Source organism: Xanthobacter sp. DMC47 (assembly GCF_056313845.1).
The window spans coordinates 973,053-990,571 of the sequence record NZ_JBQUZM010000001.1 but is presented as its reverse complement, the minus strand read 5'-3'; the positions used below and the strand labels follow the sequence as shown (position 1 = coordinate 990,571).

Genomic DNA, 17,519 nt, shown 5'->3' with positions numbered 1-17,519 from the left:
GGAACAAGAATGAACGCGAAAACGACCGAAGCTGCCCTTGCCGACGGCTTCGACGACCTCACCGACGACATTGGGCCGGACGAAGCCGGTCAGGACGCTGGCGCGAGCCTTACCCTCGCCGTTGCGCCCGAAGATGCAGGCCAGCGGCTGGATCGCGTCCTGGCGCGCCTTGCGCCCGAACTCAGCCGCACCCGCATCCAGCGTCTCGTTGCGGAAGGGCAGGTGTCGATCGGCGGGGGAGTGGTAGGGGACGCGGCCGCGAGGGTCAATGCCGGCGAGGTCTACACCCTGACCCTGCCGCCCCCCGAGCCGGCCGAGCCGGTGCCGGAAAACCTCCCGCTCACCATTGCCTTTGAGGACGATCACCTCATCGTCATCGACAAGCCAGCGGGGTTGGTGGTGCATCCAGCGCCGGGGCATGCGTCCGGTACGCTTGTGAATGCGCTGCTGCACCATTGCGGTGACAGCCTGTCCGGCATCGGCGGGGTGCGCCGCCCGGGCATCGTCCACCGGATCGACAAGGATACCTCCGGCCTGCTGGTGGTGGCGAAGTCCGATGCTGCCCACAAGGGTCTCGCAGCCCAGTTCGCCGACCATGGCCGCACCGGGCCGCTGGAGCGCGCCTATCTCGCCTTCGTCTGGGGCGTTCCCGAGCCGCGCGGACGGGTGGATGCGCCCATCGACCGGCATCCGACCCATCGCCAGAAAATGGCGGTGCGGAGTTCCGGCCGTCACGCGGTGACCCATTGGGAGGTGCTGGAGACCTTCGTCGGCAAGAACGGCGCGGAGGTCGCGAGCCTCATCGAATGCCGGCTGGAGACCGGGCGCACCCACCAGATCCGCGTCCACATGGCCCATGCCGGCCATCCGCTGCTGGGCGACGAGGTGTATGGCCAGGGCTTCCGGACCAAGGTCTCACTTCTGCCGGACGAGGCGCGGGCGTGCCTTGCCGCGCTCGGCCGACAGGCGCTGCATGCGGCTCGGCTCGGCTTCTCGCATCCGGTGACGGGCGAGGAATTGTCGTTTGAAAGCGCGCTGCCGCAGGATCTTGCGGCGCTCGATGCGGCGCTGCGCGACTGATCGCGGCCGTGCAGAAACGCAATCCGCTCTCGCAGCGACGTGAGAGGATGAAACCTATCCGCGCCCCATTCGTATCTATATCATCGTGCGTCGCGGTCGGCGTCATGCGGCCGCACAGGCGGCTGCCCGGACGGGGGCCGCGGGAGAAGGAGGCCTCGTGATGGCCCAGCAGAAGTCCATGCCCATTCCCTCCGCAGAGGGCGGGCTTTCGCGGTACCTGGAGGAAATCCGGCGGTTCCCCATGCTGGAGCCGCAGGAGGAATATATGCTCGCCAAGAGCTGGCGCGAGCACGGGGACCGCGACGCCGCTCACAAGCTGGTGACGAGCCATCTGCGCCTCGTGGCCAAGATCGCCATGGGCTACCGCGGCTATGGCCTGCCCATTTCCGAGGTGATCTCCGAGGGCAATGTGGGCCTCATGCAGGCGGTGAAAAGGTTTGAGCCCGAGAAGGGCTTCCGCCTCGCCACCTATGCCATGTGGTGGATCCGCGCCTCCATCCAGGAATACATCCTGCGCTCGTGGAGCCTCGTGAAGATGGGCACCACGGCCGCGCAAAAGAAGCTGTTCTTCAACCTGCGCAAGGCCAAGAGCCAGATCTCCGCGCTGGAGGAGGGCGACCTGCGTCCCGACCAGGTGCAGCAGATCGCCACCAAGCTCGGCGTCACTGAGCAGGACGTGGTGGACATGAACCGCCGCCTCTCCGGTGACGCCTCCCTCAACGCGCCGATCCGGGAGGATTCGGAAGGCGGCGAGTGGCAGGACTGGCTTGTGGACGAGCGCCTCGACCAGGAGGAGCAGCTTGCCGAGAGCGAGGAACTCGACAACCGCCGCTCGGCCCTGTCCGGCGCCCTGTCCGTCCTCAACGATCGCGAGCGTCGCATCTTCGAGGCGCGCCGCCTCTCCGACGATCCGATGACGCTTGAGGATCTCGCCTCCGAGTTCGGCGTCTCGCGCGAGCGCGTGCGCCAGATCGAGGTGCGCGCCTTTGAGAAGGTGCAGAAGGCCGTGATGGACCGGGTGCGCCAGATCGAGGCACCGCAGGCCGAGGCTGTCTCGGCCTGAGCCGACTCCGCGACGTGTGGCGATGCGGCCAACCTGCCCGCGTCCTTTTAGCGTGTGGGGCGCGCAGCTAGGCTCGCAAATAGACTGCCCCCGCCAGCCCGCGCTGCCCCCTGTCCTTTCCACCGGTAGATCGATCCAAATCGGAGCGAACCGGATCAATTTGCGCTGGATTCTCTACGACCTAGCATGATACCAGCTTGGCCCTATCGAGGGCTATGCGGGGGCGAGCCGGCAGTGGACAGCGTTCTGACATGAACGCCGTCAGTGCCGGCGGGTGACATGTGAGCAATGCGCGACATAGCGGTCATTGTCGTCGATGATGACAAGGATTTTCTCGTCGAGGTCAGTGAAGGCCTCGCGATCGAAAATTTGCGGGTGATCTGCGCGTCCTCGCCGATGAGCGCTCTCGATCTCATCGAGCAGAACCCCGCGATCCGCGTTCTCGTCACGGACCTCGCCATGCCGGGCATGAACGGTCTGGCGCTGGTCGAGCGCGCGGGCGAAATCCGCCAGGGGGAGCCGATTGTCTCCATCGTCCTCACCGGGTGCGCCTCGCTGGAGAGTTCCATCGCTGCCCTCAGGACGGGCGTCGTGGATTTCCTGCAGAAGCCGGTCGAGATGGGAGATCTTGCGGCCGCCATCCGCCGGGCGCTGGAGATATCCCTGCGCAAGCGACGGGCTGCGACCACCCTTGAAGACCCCGCGGAGGTCCTGCGCGTTCTCGCCGGCCTTCGGCTCGATCGGCAGCGGGTGCTTCCGGATGTGGCGGGGGGGGTGACCGCCTGGGACATGCTGCTCGATCTTGCCATGGCGCAGGAAGAAGGGCGGCGGATCTCGGTGTCGGCGCTCTGCTCGGGCGCCGGCACGTCGGTCACGACAGCCCTGCGCCGGCTCGAAATGCTCGAGCAGCAAGGGCTCGTGGAGCGCCTTCCCGACCCTGAAGACCGCCGGAGGGTGTGGCTCCAGCTCACCCGCAAGGGCGGCGTATCCGTGCGCCAGACGGGCCGACGGTTCGCAGAGACATTGCGCACATTGATCTAGACGGTCCCGTCTGGCTTCGCTCGGACGGATTGGGTGAATAGCCTAAGATTTGCTCAATCGCACGAATCTGTAAGTTCGCGTTTAGAAATGTAATATGAACAGTATTCCATATGTATATTGATCCATATTGAACATATCATGTTCACCATGAACGTGGTTGTAATTGCTAGTTATTTTTTAGATGATACGTTTTGCCCGATAGCGCGGGCTTGGTGAAATGCATTCTTCTGTTGTTTATGTTGATGGTGTGGGCGTTATAAGTCCTGCACACCATGAGCGAAGCTTGGTGGATTCCTGGCTGGGGTCTGGTGCGGGCACCTTCGTCGAGGTGGGGGCGGGCGATCCGATCCGCGGCAGCCAGACCTACCATCTGGAGTTGAACGGCTGGGCGGGCCTGCTCGTCGAGCCATCGACGGAACTGGCGAATGCACTGAAGGCGGTGCGCAAGGCGCAGGTCGCCTGTGTCGCTTGCGGCGCGCCCGGCTCGCCTTCCACCACGCAATTGTGGCTGCTCGGCCGGGAGGCGCGAGCAATCCTTTATCCGGGCGACCAGCCCCGCGGAACCCTTCGGGTGCCGATGCGCACCCTGGATGATGTCCTTGGCGACGCCGGCATCAGCAGTGTCGACTTCGTTTCGATTGACGTGACGGGGACGGAGGCCGATGTGCTCGCCGGCTTTTCCGCATCCCGCTTCAAACCACGTCTCATCCTTGTGGATGACCGGGTGGGTTTCGGCCGCAGCCGACGTCTGCTTGCTGCCCACGGCTACATCCTGGCCCGCCGTACCGGTCACAACGCGTGGTTTGTGCCGCGTGCCCTGAGCCGGACGACGCTGACCGACCAGGTGACGCTGGCCTGGCACTATGGGCCGGGCCGTCTGATGCGGCGCCTCGTGCGCCGTTTTTTGGCCTGATCGTTCCCAGTCGCGGTGATTGGTTCATTCCGGAGGGATCGCCTCCCGGAAGAAGCCCGCCATGGGCCGTTACGACCGTTGCGCCGCGTCCCGGTGCGCCTCTCCGCCGTGCCGGTCCTTGTTCTCCCCGATGGTGGTGGCGAGGTCGGTGAAGGTCGGGGGAAGACCCTCCTGACGATTGGTGGCGGCGCGCAGGACGCGGATGGGAAAGAGCACACCCTCCGCCTGGGCCGGGCTGATGCTGCGGGAGGCGGCATCGCGCCGGGCGGCGTCCTCCGCTTCGGCGAGCGCGGTCTCGATCTCGCCGGAGGTCAGCAGGCCCTTGTGCCGCATGGTCTCGAGCAGGCGTGACAGGGCGAGCAGCACGCCTTCCAGCTGCAGGTTTGCGGTGTTCATCGGTGTCTCCGGTCTCGGCGGGTGAGCCGCCGTGCAGCCATGCCAACGCTGCGGACCTCATGCCGGTTTCCCGCGCCCGTCGCGGTTCTCAACCGCGCCGTTGCCGCTTAGGATGCCGGCCCGCTCCGGCGCATGCCCGCCATCCCCTCTCCGCTGTTCATCACGCTCCCGCTGGCGCGCCGGAAGAGCGGGGACGTTCGGCGCGCCGGGGCGCAAAACCGGACTCGAACGCCTGATTCGACGGACGCGCGCGCGGTCCACGGCGCGGCGCCCCAAGGAGGAAGCCCCATGACATCCGACGCCTATCCCCACGTCCAGCTCCACATCGACGGCGTCTGGCGCGATGCCGAAGGCGGGCGCCGCATCCCGGTCATCAATCCTGCGACGGAGGAGGAGATCGGCTCGGTTGCCCACTGCTCGCGCGCCGATCTCGACGCGGCGCTGGAAGCGACGGAGCGCGGCTTCGCGACCTGGAGCAAGGTATCGGCCTTCGACAGGTCGAAGCTCATGCGCAAGGCGGCGGACCTGCTGCGCGAGCGCGCGGACGGTATCGCTCGCCTGATGACGCTTGAGCAGGGCAAGCCGCTCGTCGAGGCGCGGATGGAGACGCTGGCCGCCGCCGATATCATCGACTGGTTCGCAGAAGAGGCCCGCCGCGCCTATGGCCGGGTCATTCCCGCCCGCGCGCCCGGCGTGTACCAACTCGTCATCAAGGAGCCGGTGGGGCCTGTGGCGGCTTTCACGCCCTGGAACTTCCCCATCAACCAAGTGGTGCGCAAGCTGTGCGGCGCCCTGGCGGCCGGCTGCTCCATCATCGTTAAGGCCCCCGAGGAGACGCCGGCCTCGCCCGCCGAGCTGATCCGCGCCTTCGTGGACGTGGGCATTCCGGCTGGCGTCATCGGCCTCGTCTATGGCGTGCCGGCGGAGGTGAGCGAATATCTCATTCCGCACCCGACCATCCGCAAGATCACCTTCACGGGCTCGACCCCCGTCGGCAAGAGGCTGGCGGCGCTGGCGGGCGAGCACATGAAGCGCGCCACCATGGAACTGGGGGGCCACTCGCCGGTCATCGTCTTCGATGATGCGGACGTGACCGCCGCGGCCAAGCAGATCGCCGCCGCCAAGTTCCGCAATGCCGGGCAGGTGTGCGTCTCGCCGACTCGTTATCTCATTCAGGAGAAGGTCTACGAAGAGTTCGTGGACGCCTTCGTCACCGTCGCCAAGGCGGTGAAGGTGGGCAACGGCCTGGAGGCCGGCACCACCATGGGGCCGCTCGCCAACGAGCGCCGCATCCCGGCCATGGAAGCCCTCATCGCTGACGCTCGCCAGAAGGGCGCGGAGGTGGCCACCGGCGGTGGACGCATTGGAAACAAAGGCTATTTCTTCGAGCCCACCGTGGTCACGGGCGTCACCCGCGAGATGCGGATGATTAACGAGGAGCCGTTCGGCCCGCTGGCCATGATGCTGCCCTTCTCCGACTTCGAGGAGGCCGTCACCGAGGCCAACCGTCTGCCCTATGGCCTTGCCTCGTATGCCTATACCCGCTCGGCCAAGACCGCCCAGCAGGTGGCGCACCGGGTGCAGGCGGGCATGATGACCATCAACCACCTGGGCCTTGCGCTGCCGGAGGTTCCCTTCGGCGGCATCAAGGATTCCGGCTATGGCTCGGAGGGCGGCTCGGAGGCCATCGAGGCCTATCTGAACCCCAAGTTCGTGTCGCAGGCGGGCGTGTAAGCCCCCGATTTGTAAGGACTTCTTCCGTCGCCCTCCGGCTTGACCGGAGGGCCCATTCCTGGGCCCTTCGCAAACGGAGGGATGGGTGCTCCGGTCACGCCGGAGCACGACGGCTCGTTGGAGCGCTTACACCAGCATCTGCATGTCGCCATCCACCGCGATGGCCTGCCCGGAGATGGTGGAACCCATCGGGGACGCCAGGAAAACCGCAACATTGGCAAGGTGTTGCGGTGGGATGAGGCGCTTCAGCGAGGTGGCGGAGAGGGCCATCGCCTGCACCTCCTCCATGGACATGTTGCGTTCGCGCGCCTTGTTCTCGAACACCGAGCGGATGCGCGGGCCGTCCACCGATCCGGGCAGTATGGCATTGGCGCGTATGCCGAATTCGCCCAGCTCCATAGCCAGCGACTTGATGAAGCCGATCACGCCCCACTTCGCCGCCGCATAGGGCGAGCGGAGCGGAAAGCCGAAGCGGCCGGCGGCCGAGGACAGGCCGATGATGGAGGCGTTGGCGCTTTCCTTCAGGGCCGGCACGGCGAGGCGGGTGACGTTGAAATGGCCGGTGATGTCCACCGCCAGAGTGCGATCCCAGTCTTCCGGCGAGATCTGGTCTACGCGGCCGGTGGGGCCGGCGATTCCCGCATTGTTTACAAGGACATCGAGCCCGCCCAGGCGGCCCAGCGCGCCGTCCATGAAGGCCGCGACCGAGGTCCGATCGGACACATCGCACCAGGTTCCCACCGCCCCCGGCGCGGTCTCGCCCAGGGCTTCCAGGGCGGCGTCGTCCACGTCGCAGACTTCCACCCTCGCCCCCTCCTTCAGGAAGGCGCGGGCGATCTCCAGGCCGATGCCGCCGCCGCCGGCGGTGACGATGACGCGGATGCCGGCGATGCCGAGGTCCATGGCGTTCTCCCTAGGTTTTCTTGTGGGGTATCGGTGCTGTCAGGTGCCGGTTCGGGTGCAGTCAGCTTTGAATCAGTCCGGCAGCACATCGCGCGAGAGGATGAAGTCGCCCGCGCTCCAGATATCCGCTACGAGGGCGTCGCGGGCCGCCTCCGAATCGCGGGCCTGGAGGGCGGCGACGAGGCGCTCATGGTGGAGGTGGGCCTCCCCCTGCCGCACCCGCTCCGGGCCGGCGCGGAAGTCGAGGTTGAGCACGGGGCCGATCTGCAGCCACAGGCCCTCGATCATCCCCATCAGGGTGGGCAGGTGGGCGGCGCGGTAGAGGGCGAAGTGCAGGTCCTTGTTGTGGCGCATGGCGGCGGCGCCGTCCGGGCGCTTCTTGTCCCGCTCGGCAGCGAAGGCGCGCTCATGGCGGACCACCTCGGCGATCTCCTCGGCGGTGGCTTCGCGGGCGGCGGTGGCGGCGGCGAGGCCTTCGAGGCTGGTGCGGATGAGGCGCAGCTCGGCGAAGCGGGCGCGGGACATGAGGGGCACGCGCACGGCCCGGTTGGGCAGCACCTCCAGCGCATTCTCGGCGACGAGGCGGGACACGGCCTCGCGCACCGGCATGGCGCTGGTGCCGATGGCTCCGGCGAGCCCGCGCAGGGTGAAGCGCTCGCCCGGGGCGGCGCGGCCGGAGAGCAGAAGCTCCTTGAGGTCCCCATAGACCTGATCGGCCAGAGTCTGGCGGACGATGCGGCCGACACGGGCATCGAGCGTTTCCGCCGGCGCCTCGCCGCGGACCTGTGAGGCATCGCCGTCCCCGGCGGATCGTGTCTTGTGTTCCATGTTCCGCGTCTGCTATGTGTGATCACAGATAACAGATAGCCGAGCCAGTCGGCAATCATTCCGGAGCGGATCGGACGGGAAAAATCCTGCCGCCGCAACATCCAAGCCGGACCCATGGGAGGAGACGACGCCGTGAACGACATTCCTCATCACGCCCGAATTGCGTCCGCATCCATCGGCCGCCGCACGCTGCTGAAGGGCGTCGGCGCGGCCGCGCTTCTCGGCGGCGTCGGCATGCCGGCCATCGTGAAGGCGCAGGCCGACACCGTGACCTTCGGCCATCTCACCCCGCTCACCGGCTTCCTCGGCCCGCTCGGCGCCTATGGCCAGATGGGCGTCCAGCTCGCCGTGGAGGAACTGAACGCGGCCGGCGGCATCAACGGCCGCAAGATCAACCTCGTCATGGAAGACAGCGTGAACCCCGCCACCGCCTCCTCCAAGGCGGAGCGCTATATCGAGCGCGACAAGGCGGCGGTGATCGTGGGCGAGATTTCCTCGGCCTCGGCGCTGGCCATCGCCCAGGTCGCGGCGCGCAACAAGATCGTATTCGTCAACACCGGCGGCAATTCCGACGCCCTGCGCGGCAAGGATTGCAACCGCTACATGTTCCATGTGGAAGGCGCCAACACCCAATATGTGAAGGCGGTGGGCGCGGCGATGCTGCGTGACGGCCTCATCAAGGGCAAGAAGCTCTTCTTCCTCACCGCCGATTACGCCTTCGGCCACGACCTCTCCCGCGTCGCCAAGCGCTTCATCGCCCAGAACGGCGGCGAGGTGGTGGCCGATGAACTGGTGCCCACCGACGCCACCGACTTCTCGCCCTATCTGCTCAAGGTGCGGCAGGCCCGGCCGGACGTGGTGATCTCCAACCTCGCAGGCAACCAGATCACCAACTTCATCAAGCAGTATTCGGAGTTCGGGCTGAAGTATCCGTTCGGCGGCTTCGGCTTCGATACGGCGGTGGCCTGGGGCGCGGGCAAGGATGCGTTCGGCGGCATCTGGCCGCTCATCTGGCACCATGATGTTTCCGCGCCGTCCTCCAAGGCCTTCGTCGCCGCCTTCGTGAAGAAGTGGGGCAAGCCGCCGGAGAACCAGGCCTGGGGCGACTATGTGGCCACCAAGCTCGTCGCCCGCGCCATGATCGAGACCAAGAGCACGGATTCCGCGCAGATCATCTCCTTCTTCGAGAAGGAGAAGGAGCTGGACATCCTGAAGGACCGCAAGGGCTACTTCCGCGACTGGGACCACCAGCTCATCCAGGAGATGTACACGGTGACCCCCCGCCCGGTGGCGCAGGTGAAGGACAATTGGGACATCATGGTCCTCGGCCCCGCCGTCCCGGCCGCCGGCACCGCCCTCGACGTCATCGCGCCCACGCCCGAAGAGAACGCCTGCACCTTCCCCGCGGGGTGAGGGATGTGCTCCCCTCTCCCCTTGCGGGAGAGGGGTTGGGGGTGAGGGGTAGGGATGCCTCCGCGTGCGCCGGCCAACGGTTCTTGCGACGCCATACCCCTCACCCCCGCCCTCTCCCGCAAGGGGAGAGGGAGTTTGGCGGCTCAAGCGGGGAGGGTGGCGGGGTTTTGCCGGCTGCGCCGACTTTTCCCCTGGACCCCGGCTCGGCGCTCCGGCTCCGCCGTCGCTGGTCCGGGGAGCAAACGCCTTCCCTCTCGCCTTGCGGGGAGGGGGAGTTCGGCTGGTTCCGGCACCGCCCTCGCGCCCCGGACGCATGCAGCGATAGCGGAATGCGAGCCGGGGCCCAGCGCACGGGTTCGCCGAAGGCGGCTCAAGCGGGGATGCCTTGGCGCATTGCCGGCTTCGCCGAACTTTCCCCTGGGCCCCGGCTCGGCGCTCTGGCTTCGCCGTCGCTGGTCCGGGGCACCAGTTCCTCCCCTCTCCCCCTGCGGGAGAGGGAGTCCGGGCGGCGCGGGGGCGCCGTCCATGTCCGCCAGTAAAAACGCCTCAGGCCGGAGAAGACTTCATGCCCATGGAACTCGTCTTTCTCATCGAGCAATTGCTCAACGGGCTTCTGGTGGGCGTCGCCTATCTCCTGATCGCGCTCGGCCTGTCGCTCATCTTCTCCCTCGGCGGCATCGTGAATCTTGCTCATGGCGGCTTCTATGCCATCGGCGCCTATATCGGCGTGGAGATCGGCAACCGCTACGGCTTTCCCACCGCCTTCATCGGCGCGCCCATCGCGGTGGCGCTCATCGGCATGGTCATCGAGCGCACCCTGTTCTCGCGCTTCTACCGGGCCGATCCCATCCTCTCGCTGCTGCTCACCTTCGGGCTTGCCATGGTGATCGAGCAGGCGCTGCGCATGGCCTTCGGCGCCACGCCCATCCCCTTCTCCATCCCGGCCTTCCTGAAGGGGCAGGTGTTCCTCGGTGACTTCATCTATTCGCGCTATCGCCTCGCCATTCTGGTGGTGGCGGCGGTGGCGGTGCTGGGCCTGTGGCTGCTGCTCCAGCGCACCGCCTTCGGCCGCGTGGTGCGGGCCGGCGTGCAGAACCCGGACATGGTGGGCGCGCTGGGCATCTCGCTGCGGCCCTATCTGACAGCCGTGGCGGCCATCGGCATCGGCCTTGCGGGCCTCGCCGGCATCATGCTGGCGCCCATCTCCGGCGTGCATCCGGCCATGGGCTCGGAAATCCTCACCGCCGCCTTCGTGGTGGTGGTCATCGGCGGCCTCGGCTCATTCTGGGGCGTGGTGGCGGCGGGGCTGCTGGTGGGCCTCGTGCGCGGGCTCACGGTCTACTTCATCCCGCCGGCCGCCGAGGCCTCCATGTACGTCCTGATGCTGGCGGTGCTGCTCACGAGGCCGCGCGGCCTGTTCGGCGAGCGCATCCTGCGCTTCGAGTGACCGCCATGCTCAAGGCCACCAACGCTCCCGCCGCCCCCTTCGTGACTGCGACCCCTCCCGCCTCAGGAGCCGCGATGCTCGCCCGCAACGCCAACCTCATCATCGCCGCGGTGGCGCTCGCGCTGCTGCCGGCGCTGCTCTCCGCCCTCGGGCTGACGGTGACGTCCGCGACCGACGTGGTGATCCTCGCCCTCGCCTGCATGGCGCTGAACCTGCTCGTGGGCTACACCGGCCTCGTCTCCTTCGGCCATGGCGCGTGGTTCGGCCTCGGCGCCTATGCGGCGGCGCTGCTCCAGCAGCGGCTGTTCCCGGAGTGGGGCCTCGCGCTGGCCATCCCGGCGGCGGTGCTGGTGACGCTGGCGGCCATCCCCGTGGGCTATGTGGTGCTGCGCCGGCGCGGCGTCTATTTCTCGCTGCTGACGCTGGCGCTGACCGCGCTCGCCTACACCGTCGCCTTCCGCTGGACGGCGGTGACGGGGGGCGAGAACGGCCTCGGCGGCGTCAATCGCGGCCCCTTCCTCGGCCTCGATGTGGACCGCAACGCCACCTTCTACTGGGTGGTGGCGGGCGCGGCCTTCCTCATCATCCTCACCCTCCAGCGCTTCGTGCGCTCGCCGGTGGGCACGGTGCTTGTCGCCATCCGCGAGAACGAGCAGCGGGCGCGCTTCATCGGCTACGACACGCGGGCCTACAAGATCGCCTGCTTCACCCTCTCGGCAGGGCTGACGTCGTTCGCCGGCGCGCTGCTCGCCTTCAACCACCGCTTCGCCTCGGCCGATCCCATCGCCATCGCCTTCTCGGGCGAACTGCTGGCCATGGTGGTCATCGGCGGCATGCGCTCCTTCCTCGGGCCGGCGCTGGGGGCGCTGTTCTTCGTGCTGTTCCGCGAGTTCCTGTCCATGTGGACGGCGAACTGGCTGTTCTGGTTCGGCCTGCTGTTCATGGCCTTCATCGTGTTCTCGCCCACCGGCCTCGTGGGCGTCGCCGGCCGGCTGCTGGCGCCGCTCCGGAAGAAGACCATCGAGGCCGCCGCCATGGGCCGGCGCACCTCCGCCGAGAAGCGGCCGCTGCCCCGCGCGCTGGCGGAGCGCCCGCATTGGGACGGAACCGCCCCGCTGCTGGAGGCGAAGGATCTGGCTCTCGGCTTCGGTGCCATCAAGGCGGTGCGGCAGGGCGCGGTGGCGGTGAAGGACAGGACCCTCCACGCCCTCATCGGCCCCAACGGCGCGGGCAAGACGACCACCTTCAACATCATCTCCGGCATGTTCCCGCCCCATGCGGGCGAGATCCGCCTCGCGGGGGAGCGCATCGACGGGCTCTCGCCCAACGCCGTGTGCATGAAGGGCCTGTCCCGCTCCTTCCAGATCACCAATCTGTTCCCGACGCTCAGCGTGGAGGAGAACCTGCGCCTCGGCGTGCAGGCCACCCACAAGAGCCGCTTCGACCCCTGGCGCGATGCCGCCGCCATCCCCGAGATCAACGCCGAGACGGCGGAAATGGTGGCCTTCCTCGGCGTCGCGGGCATGGAGAAGGCGGAGGCCGGCGCGCTCTCCTATGGCGGGCAGCGGCTGCTGGACATGGGCCTCGCGCTCACCTCTCGCCCGCGCGTGCTGCTGCTGGACGAACCGTTGGCGGGCCTTGCGGCGGCGGAGCGCACGCGCGTCTCCAACCTCATCAAGGATATCTCCGCCGAGGTGCCGGTGCTGCTGGTGGAGCACGACATCGACCGGGTGTTCGAGCTCGCCGATGCGGTGACCGTGATGGCCGATGGCGCGGTGCTGGTGGACGGCACGGTGGAGGATGCCCGCTCCGACAAGCGCGTGCAGGAGGTCTATATCGGCTCCGGCGCCGCAGCGCTGGCCGCCCGCGACCTCGAATCCGCCGCCACCGACAAAACCATGCTGCGGCTGCACGGCATCGACGCCTTCTATGGCAAGAGCCGCATCCTCGCCGGCGTCTCGCTGGAAGCGAAGGAGGGCGAGATCCTCGCGCTGCTCGGCCGCAACGGGGCGGGCAAGTCCACTCTGCTCAAGGCCATCACCGGCATCGTCAAGCCCATGAACGGGTCTCTGACGCTGGCGGGCGAGGAACTCGCCGGCCTCTCCTCCGCGACAATAGCCCGGCGGGGCGTCGGCTACGTGCCGCAGGGGCGGGCGCTGTTCCACGGCATGAGCGTGCGCCACAACCTCGAACTCGGGCGGCTGAAGCGCATCACCGGGGCGGGCAAGCACTTCAGCGAGGAGGAGGTGCTGGACCTCTTCCCCCGCCTGAAGGTGCGCATGGACACGCCGGCCGATCTCCTTTCCGGCGGCGAGCAGCAGATGGTGGCGGTGGCCCGCGCGCTCATGGGCGACACCCGCGTGCTGCTGCTGGACGAGCCCTTCGAGGGCCTGTCCCCGGCCGTCACCGAAGAACTCTTCGACGCCTTCGACCGGCTGCGCCGCTCGCTCACCCTCGTCATCGTCGATCACCATCTCGACGTGGTGCTGAACCTCGCCGACCGCGCGGTGGTGCTGGAACGCGGCGAGGTGGTCCACGAAGGCCCCGCCCGGCCGCTGGCCCGCGACCTCGATCTGAGAAGGCAAGTGCTGTGGCTGTGAGGCGTGGGGCAATGACCTCCAAAAGCCTCCCCTCTCGCCTTGCGGGAGAGGGGCCGGGGGTGAGGGGTGGGCCACCCTCGCACCCATCGGCCAAACGGCGCCATCCCCTCATCCGGCTCGCGGCTGTGCCGCGATCCACCTTCTCCCGCGAGGGGAGAAGGGTCGGCCGGGGGCCATTGCCGGCTGCGTCGACTTTTCCCCTGGACCCCGGCTCGGCGCTCCGGCTGCGCCGTCGCTGGTCCGGGGCGCGGGTTCCATTTCCATGACGAGGCATCCATGACCAAGATCGCCATCATCGGCTCGGGCTTCATCGGCCGGGCCTGGGCCATCACCTTCGCCCGCGCCGGGTTCGACGTTGCGCTGGCGGACAAGGCGGAGGGTGCGCCCGAGGCGGCGCTCGCCTATATCGAGGGCGTGCTGCCGGACCTTGCGGCCAACGACCTCCTCAACGGCAACACCCCCGAGGCCGTGCGCGCGCGCCTCTTCGCCGCCGGCTCTTATGCCGAGGCGCTGGAGGGTGCCGTCCATGCGCAGGAGAATGCGCCGGAAGACCTCGCCCTCAAGCAGGCGCTCTATGCCGAACTCGATGCGCTCGCCGCGCCCGAGACGGTGCTCGCCTCCTCCACCTCGGCGATCCTGCCCTCGCGCTTTTCCGAGAGCCTGAAGCACCGCGAGCGGGTGTGCGTGTGCCATCCCATCAACCCGCCCTATCTGATCCCCGCCGTGGAGGTGGTGCCCGCGCCGTGGACCTCCGCGGATACCATGAGCCGCGCCGCTGACCTTATGCGCGCGGCCGGCCAGTCGCCCATCGTGATGAAGCGCGAGCTGGACGGCTTTGTCATGAACCGCATGCAGGGCGCGCTCCTTGAGGAGGCGTTCCGCCTCGTGGCGGACGGATACGCGAGCGTCGAGGATGTGGACATCGGCATCCGCGAGGGGCTGGCGCTGCGCTGGTCCTTCATGGGGCCGTTCGAGACCATCGACCTCAACGCGCCCGGCGGCGTCGCGGATTATGTGGCGCGCTACCAGCAGATCTACGAGCGCATCTCGCCGGACCAGTGGCGCCGCGTCGACTGGGCGGGGCCTGTTCTGGAGACCGTGCTCGCCGAACGCCGCGCGCGCCTCGCCCACGACGCCCTTCAGGAGCGGCAGGTGTGGCGCGACCGCCGGCTGATGGCGCTCGCCGCCCACAAGCGCAAGGCCGCCAAGGACATCGGCGCCTGAACCTTCCGAGCCTTCCGACACTCACGACCACTGAGGCAAGACCGTCATGACCGAGGCCGCCCCCAAGAAATCCAACCGCAAGGTCATCATCACCTGCGCCATCACGGGGGCGATCCACACGCCCACCATGTCGCCCTACCTGCCCATCACGCCGGAAGAGATCGTCGCCGACGCGCTGAAGGCGGCAGAGGCCGGCGCGGCGATCCTGCACCTGCACGCCCGCAACCCGGAGACTGGACAGCCGGACCAGACGCCGGAGGCCTTCGCCCCCTTCCTGCCGCGCATCAAGCAGGCGACCGGCGCGGTCATCAACATCACCTCCGGCGGCAGCCCCTACATGAAGGTGGAGGAGCGCGTGCTGCCCGCTGCCACCTTCAAGCCGGAGGTGGCCTCCCTCAACATGGGCTCCATGAATTTCGGGCTGTTCCACCTGCTGGACAAGTACAAGGAGTTCAAGCACCCGTGGGAGAAGACCCATCTTGAGAACACGCGTGATCTCGTCTTCCGCAACACCTTCAAGGATATCGAATATATCCTGACCACCTGCTACGACAACGGCACGCGCTTCGAGTTCGAGTGCTACGACATCGGCCATCTCTACAATCTCGCGCACTTCCTGGAGCGCGGGCTGGTGAAGCCGCCGCTGTTCGTGCAGTCGGTGTTCGGGCTTCTCGGCGGCATCGGTCCCCACCCCGAGGACGTGATGCACATGAAGCGCACCTGCGACCGGCTGTTCGGCGATCAGTATCGCTGGTCCGTGCTCGGTGCCGGCCGCAACCAGCTGCCGATTGCCGCCATGGCCGCCTCCATGGGGGGCAACATCCGGGTGGGACTGGAGGATTCGCTCTGGGCCGGCCGTGGCAAGCTCGCCACCTCGAACGCCGATCAGGTGAAGCTCGCCGCCAAGATCATCGAGGGCCTCGGCCTCGAAGTCGCCAGCCCCGACGAGGCGCGCGAGATCCTGGAGCTGAAGGGCGCCGACAAGACGAATATTTGAGACTGCCCTCGCGCCCCGGACGCATGCAGCGCAAGCGGAATGCGAGCCGGGGCCCAGCAGGATTATATCCGCTTGTCATCGCCCGGCTTGTCCGGGCGATCCACCGGGCCGCTGGAGCAATGTCCGGAGGATTGACCGGACCACACCGTGGATCGCCCGGACAAGCCGGGCGATGACGGCTTGGGGAGTCTTGCGCTGGACCCCGGATCAGCGCTCCGGCTATCGCCGTCGCTTGTCCGGGGAACAGTCTGCTCTTGCGCCGCCGCTGGTCCGGGAAACCCTCAGCGCGGCAGGGTCGTCGCGCCCATCAGGTCCTTGTCGATGGCGTGGGCGGCTTGGCGGCCTTCGCGGATGGCCCAGACCACCAGCGACTGGCCACGGCGCATGTCGCCGGCGGCGTAGAGCTTGGGCACGGAGGTGGCATAGGCCTCCTCGTCCGCCTTCACGTTGCCGCGCTTGTCCAGCGCCACGCCCGACTGCTCGATGAGCCCGGCGAACAGCGGATGGGCGAAGCCGATGGCGAGGAAGACGAGATCGGCGCGCAGCACGAACTCGGTGCCGGGGATGGGCTGGCGCTTGGCATCCACCCGGGCGCACTTCACGCCGGTGACGCGGCCGTTGCGACCCTCGATGCCCAGCGTCGCGCAGGCGAACTCGCGCTCGGCGCCCTCGGCCTGCGAGGAGGAGGTGCGGAACTTGGTGGGCCAGAAGGGCCACACCGCCAGCTTGTCCTCCTTCATGGGAGGCACGGCGCGGATGTCGAGCTGGGTGACCGAGAGCGCGCCCTGGCGGAAGGCGGTGCCCACGCAGTCGGAGGCGGTGTCGCCGCCGCCCACCACCACCACATGCTTGCCGCCGGCGAGGATCGGGATTTCGTTCACCGGCTCGTCGCTCTCGCGGCGGTTGGACTGCACGAGATAGGGCATGGCGAAGTGCACGCCCTCCATCTCCTGCCCGGGCAGGCCGGGATCGCGCGGGGCCTCGGAGCCGCCGGCGAGCAGAACCGCGTCGTGGGTGTCGAGCAGCTCCTGCAGGGGGCGGACCACACCGATGTTCTCGTTGTAGTGGAAGGTGACCCCTTCCGCCTCCATCTGCTTCACCCGACGATCGATGTGGTGCTTCTCCATCTTGAAGTCGGGGATGCCGTAGCGCAGCAGGCCGCCGGCCTTGGGCTCGCGCTCATAGACATGCACGTCGTGGCCGGCGCGGGCGAGCTGCTGGGCCGCGGCAAGGCCCGCGGGGCCGGAGCCGACGATGGCGACAGTCTTACCGGTCTTCACTTCGGCGGGCTCGGGCTTGATCCAGCCCTTCTTCCACGCCTTGTCGGCGATGGCCTGCTCCACCGTCTTGATGGTAACGGGCACGTCCTCGAGGTTCAGTGTGCAGGCTTCCTCGCACGGGGCGGGGCAGATGCGGCCGGTGAACTCGGGGAAATTGTTGGTGGAGTGGAGGTTGCGCGCGGCCTCTTCCCACTCGTTGCGATAGACGAGGTCGTTCCAGTCCGGGATCTGGTTGTGGACCGGGCAGCCGGTGGGACCGTGGCAGAAGGGGATGCCGCAATCCATGCAGCGCGACGCCTGGTTCTCCACCTCGGCGTCGGGCAGCGGCAGCGTGAACTCGCGGAAATGGCGGATGCGGTCGGATGCGGGCTGATACTTCTGCTCGCGCCGATCAATCTCCAGGAACCCCGTGACCTTGCCCATAAAAACCTCGTTGGCGAACCTTGAGGGAACCGCCGCGCGCGCCGGATGTCTCCGCGTGCCGCACCACCAGTTCCATTACAAGAATTGTTCCAGCTTGAGGACTCGGTTTTCGCGCGCGTTCCCGCACGGGCGACCGGCCCGCTCGCCGGCCGCTCCGGGCCGGCCGGCGTCCCCTCC

General features: G+C 67.8%; 14 protein-coding genes. 10 read left to right on the top strand and 4 right to left on the bottom strand.

Translation table 11 applies throughout. The features are described 5' to 3' along the window. Positions 1-9 precede the first annotated feature (9 nt). The 4 genes from ACT54R_RS04600 (at position 10) to ACT54R_RS04585 (ending at position 4,097) form a co-directional block, all read left to right on the top strand. Complete coding sequence (locus tag ACT54R_RS04600; protein WP_476324106.1) at positions 10-1,080, top strand: RluA family pseudouridine synthase; 1,071 nt, start codon at positions 10-12, stop codon at positions 1,078-1,080. Between the two features lie 160 nt (positions 1,081-1,240). Next, positions 1,241-2,143, top strand: a complete 903-nt coding sequence (rpoH, locus tag ACT54R_RS04595) for an RNA polymerase sigma factor RpoH (RefSeq protein ID WP_168459909.1) — start codon at positions 1,241-1,243, stop codon at positions 2,141-2,143. 288 nt (positions 2,144-2,431) lie between these two features. Continuing rightward, positions 2,432-3,184, top strand: coding sequence for a response regulator (locus ACT54R_RS04590; RefSeq protein ID WP_476324104.1), 753 nt, complete (start codon positions 2,432-2,434; stop codon positions 3,182-3,184). Between the two features lie 286 nt (positions 3,185-3,470). Beyond that, positions 3,471-4,097 carry an FkbM family methyltransferase gene (locus tag ACT54R_RS04585; protein ID WP_476326379.1) on the top strand — a complete coding sequence of 209 codons (627 nt, stop codon included), beginning with the start codon at positions 3,471-3,473 and terminating at the stop codon, positions 4,095-4,097. A 69-nt stretch (positions 4,098-4,166) separates the two neighbouring features. Here ACT54R_RS04585 and ACT54R_RS04580 read toward each other — a convergent pair whose 3' ends face one another. Then, complete coding sequence (locus ACT54R_RS04580; RefSeq protein ID WP_476324102.1) at positions 4,167-4,493, bottom strand: hypothetical protein; 327 nt, start codon at positions 4,491-4,493, stop codon at positions 4,167-4,169. A 288-nt stretch (positions 4,494-4,781) separates the two neighbouring features. Between ACT54R_RS04580 and ACT54R_RS04575 the strand changes: the two genes are divergently transcribed. Then, complete coding sequence (locus ACT54R_RS04575) at positions 4,782-6,227, top strand: NAD-dependent succinate-semialdehyde dehydrogenase (protein ID WP_476324100.1); 1,446 nt, start codon at positions 4,782-4,784, stop codon at positions 6,225-6,227. Positions 6,228-6,353: 126 nt separating this feature from the next. Here ACT54R_RS04575 and ACT54R_RS04570 read toward each other — a convergent pair whose 3' ends face one another. After that, the gene (locus tag ACT54R_RS04570; RefSeq protein ID WP_476324098.1) at positions 6,354-7,130 is read right to left on the bottom strand and encodes an SDR family oxidoreductase; all 777 of its coding nucleotides are present in this window, start codon (positions 7,128-7,130) and stop codon (positions 6,354-6,356) included. 72 nt (positions 7,131-7,202) lie between these two features. Beyond that, positions 7,203-7,958: a GntR family transcriptional regulator gene (locus ACT54R_RS04565; RefSeq protein WP_476324096.1), complete on the bottom strand. Its 756-nt coding sequence runs from the start codon at positions 7,956-7,958 to the stop codon at positions 7,203-7,205. A 132-nt stretch (positions 7,959-8,090) separates the two neighbouring features. Here ACT54R_RS04565 and ACT54R_RS04560 point away from each other — a divergent pair, with 132 nt between their 5' ends. The 5 genes from ACT54R_RS04560 (at position 8,091) to kce (ending at position 15,639) form a co-directional block, all read left to right on the top strand. Continuing rightward, positions 8,091-9,371 (top strand): ABC transporter substrate-binding protein, encoded by a 1,281-nt coding sequence (locus tag ACT54R_RS04560; protein ID WP_476324094.1) that lies wholly within the window; start codon positions 8,091-8,093, stop codon positions 9,369-9,371. Between the two features lie 571 nt (positions 9,372-9,942). Further along, complete coding sequence (locus tag ACT54R_RS04555) at positions 9,943-10,818, top strand: branched-chain amino acid ABC transporter permease (RefSeq protein WP_476326377.1); 876 nt, start codon at positions 9,943-9,945, stop codon at positions 10,816-10,818. A gap of 74 nt (positions 10,819-10,892) precedes the next feature. Further along, positions 10,893-13,418, top strand: coding sequence for a branched-chain amino acid ABC transporter ATP-binding protein/permease (locus ACT54R_RS04550; RefSeq protein ID WP_476326375.1), 2,526 nt, complete (start codon positions 10,893-10,895; stop codon positions 13,416-13,418). A gap of 276 nt (positions 13,419-13,694) precedes the next feature. Beyond that, positions 13,695-14,642: a 3-hydroxyacyl-CoA dehydrogenase gene (locus ACT54R_RS04545; RefSeq protein WP_476324093.1), complete on the top strand. Its 948-nt coding sequence runs from the start codon at positions 13,695-13,697 to the stop codon at positions 14,640-14,642. Positions 14,643-14,688: 46 nt separating this feature from the next. Next, positions 14,689-15,639, top strand: a complete 951-nt coding sequence (kce, locus tag ACT54R_RS04540; protein ID WP_476324091.1) for a 3,5-dioxohexanoate:acetyl-CoA acetone transferase — start codon at positions 14,689-14,691, stop codon at positions 15,637-15,639. Between the two features lie 281 nt (positions 15,640-15,920). Here the strand turns inward: kce and ACT54R_RS04535 are convergent, their stop codons facing one another. After that, positions 15,921-17,342, bottom strand: a complete 1,422-nt coding sequence (locus ACT54R_RS04535; protein WP_476324089.1) for a glutamate synthase subunit beta — start codon at positions 17,340-17,342, stop codon at positions 15,921-15,923. Between the last annotated feature and the right edge of the window lie 177 nt (positions 17,343-17,519).